This window comes from Cellulomonas olei (assembly GCF_039548315.1).
Taxonomy (GTDB): Bacteria; Actinomycetota; Actinomycetes; order Actinomycetales; family Cellulomonadaceae; genus Cellulomonas.
Genome location: NZ_JBCLVN010000100.1, coordinates 1 through 3,179, shown reverse-complemented (window position 1 = coordinate 3,179; position 3,179 = coordinate 1). Strand labels below are relative to the sequence as shown.

Here is a 3,179-nt window from a genome sequence, read left to right as displayed (position 1 = left end):
CAGGGACCACGTCGCCCGCGGCCGGCGGGTGACACGCAGCCGCGACGCGGCATGCGAGCGCAGGTCCGCGCGGACCTTGACGCGCGGGTAGGCGCGCACGGACTCCAGCAGCGGGTACCCGCGGTCGAGCAGACCGTTGTCGACGGCCCGCTCGATGAGCTGCGCCTCGTCCTGGCCGTCGCCGGTGGCCCACGACCGCATCGTCAGCTCCGACCAGTCCCGCCGGATCCGCAGACCCGACACGCTCGAGCGCGGCACGGTGGTGTCGAGGTCCCAGTCGGCCCCGGCCTGGTGCAGCATCGGGTCCGCGGTGGTGCCCACGAGCATCCGCCAGCGGATCGCCAGGCCGTCGGGCGTGAACTCCGGCCGGAACGAGATGTCGGGTCCGCCCTGCACCTGCATCAGCTCGCGGATCTGGTCACCGAACGACGCGAGCTGCGTCGCCGGGTACGTGCGCGACGCAGCGCCGGGCGAGTCGGCAGGCAGGATCACCGGCAGGTCCCCGCCGGTGTGCGCCATCGCGGTCGAGATCAGCCGCTTCGCGATCGTCCCGTAGGACATCCCCGAGTACGTCAGGTCCTTGACCTTCGCGGCGTTCTGCCCTGCGGTCAGGACCCGGATCACCTGCCGGTGGTCGAACAGCGACGCCAGCCCACCGGCGCCGACCATGAGGGTGGCGTCGTCGACGTCGTGCACCCAGATCGGCCCGGCCTCCAGGATCGTGCCCTGGTGCTCGGCGGCCAGGTACGAGCGGGCGCCCTCCAGGCCCATGAGCAGCTCGGGGCGGACCGTGACCTCGTGGGCCAGCAGCGGCACGGTCGCCGTGACGGTGCCGGCCTCACGCAGGCGCTGCTCCCACGTGGCGGCGGACACCGGCACGGTCGACAGGATCCGGCCCGTGCGCAGCTCCCCGCACAGGATCGTCGGGGAGGCCGAGCGCACCAGCGCGACCGGCACGGGCGGGACGTACAGCGACACGACGTCGGCGAGGTAGTCCTCGTAGGTCACGCCGTAGTGCCGCACCCGCGACACCACGACGTGCTCGACGCCGCCGCCCTTGGCGGGCATGGGTCGCGCGAGCCGGTACATCGGGTCCTCGACGAGCGTGCGCGGGAACGTCCCGGACGCGTCGCTCCGGAATGCCTCGACGGTCGAGAGCCCGGACGCCTTGCGGGCGACGACGACCTGGTCGTCGGGGCACGGGTCGGGGAACGCCATCCCGCCGATGTAGGACCCGACCCCGTTGGAGTGCAGGGTGGGGCCGGACGTGCCGTACTCGCGGATCTCCCACTCGCCGGCCTCCGTGAGGTAGATGAGCTTGTACACGGCGGAGGCGACATCGTCGCGGTCCCACTCGGCGTAGGCGATCGCCGGCAACGCCGGGCCGGGGCGCACGTAGTGCAGCCGGCGGGACTGGGTGTCCAGCACGTCGGGCAGCAGCGGCGTGACCGCATCCGCTTCGAGCGGCAGGCCCGCGCCGGCCACGTTCGCGACGATCGACGGGTCGACCGGCGAGGAGACCGCCCCGGTGACGGTGTTGATCTCCAGGTAGTTGATCGGGTTGTGCGTCGGGCCCGGGTTGAAGCCCCACGCCACGCGCAGGGTCTGATCGCCGGGGGCGTGGGCGTCCATCACGGACAGGTACACCTGGTAGGAGCCGGTGACGAGCCGCTGCTCGACGCCCCAGGTGATGACCCCGGTCGCCTGGTCCACGCTGAACGGAACGATCGCCCAGGAGTAGTTCCCGACGCGCACGAACACCCAGAACGTGTCCTGCTCGGGCGTGGAGAGGTGCTCGATGCGGTGGATGATCGAGTACGACACCCCGGTCGACGCGGTGAAGTCCTGCACGGCCGCGGTCCGCAGGGACAGCACGGAACCGTCGGCGTCGGAAACGCGCGCTTGCAGCAGCCGGTCGCGGGAGTGCTGCGTCCACAGCATCACCATGCGCCTGCCCTCGGCCGCCCAGATCGCCGGGCAGTTGTGGTCGTCCGGGACCCCGGCGCCGACCTCGACGCGGGTCTCGGTGCCGTTCGTGTGGTCGAATTCGGCCGCGATGAGCGTGCCGTTGGACGCGACCGCGCCGACGACGGTCCGCTCGACCGGCGCCGTGAGGTACGTCGCCAGGGGGTAGACCCACCACTCGCCGATGCCGTCGCCGACGGACGGCAGCTCGTCGATGCTCGTCATGCTCACGCCGCCGGGTAGACGACGAAGCCCTCGAGCGTGTCGCCCGCGGCCCACGTCCAGGGGGCCGCGTTGTTCACGGCCTGCCGGGAGCCGATCGGGTAGGCCGACTGGTAGAACATCGTGACCGCGTCGCCGGCGCCGGTGCGCGTGAGCTCCACCCCGCAGCGGTTCGAAGCGGAGTTGTCGAGCAGCGACGCCCGCCCGATCACCGTGGTGTTGGTGACGGTCGTGTCCACCAGCTTCGGCAGGGTGATCGTGTACGTGCCGGCCCCGACGTTGGACACGGCGTCGACCTTGACCGAGAACCACGCGGCACACAGGTCGCCGATCTCGACGTAGCGACCGGCGGCGATCAGGGTCATGCTCGGGGCGGTGGCGGCGCTGAGGACAGGCGTGTACGACTTCGCGACCGGGTTGCCCTCGACCCGCCACCCCGACCCGCGGTTGACCTGCACCTCACCGGTCGACAGCAGCCGCACCACCGCGGGCAGGAGTGCGGACGCCCAGGAGATCGCGTCGCGCTGGGTCGTGCCCGGCACGGGGATCGCCGCACCGCGTCCGGCCGTGTACTGCACGCTCGACGTCGAGAACGACCCGCCCGCGGTGCCGGTGGCACCGGACGGGATCGTGACCCGTCCGAGCTCGACCGCGCCGGCCGGGATCGCGGGCACCGCCGGGTTCCCCGTGCTCGGGTCGCCGACGACGACGTCGATCACCGGCTCCGAGGCCGTGTCGCCCTCGAGGTTGCGCGTGTGCAGGGCGTAGTTCCGGTCGATCCGCGACCCCGACCCGGGGGCAGGGCTCACCGGCCCGACCGTGAAGTCCGCGGCGTTCGCCCACGGGAGGACCTCGCCGGCGCCCGCCGGGGTGGCGACGTGCCCGGGCCCCACCGTGTACATCCACCCGGAGGTCCCCGACACGGTCATCCCGGAGATGACCCCCGCCCGGCCGCCGTAGGCGCCGGCCGGGGCGACGAGACCGGCCAGGGC

2 protein-coding genes are annotated in these 3,179 nt (G+C 72.6%); both read right to left on the bottom strand.

Annotated elements, in window-relative coordinates; translation table 11 throughout:
* Window positions 1-2,196, bottom strand: a 2,196-nt coding sequence (locus AAHH18_RS18180) for a hypothetical protein (protein WP_343302589.1), incomplete at its 3' end; no start/stop codon positions are given.
* On the bottom strand, window positions 2,193-3,179 hold a 987-nt coding region (locus AAHH18_RS18175; RefSeq protein WP_459349172.1), incomplete at its 5' end, for a hypothetical protein. The genes AAHH18_RS18180 and AAHH18_RS18175, both read right to left, overlap by 4 nt.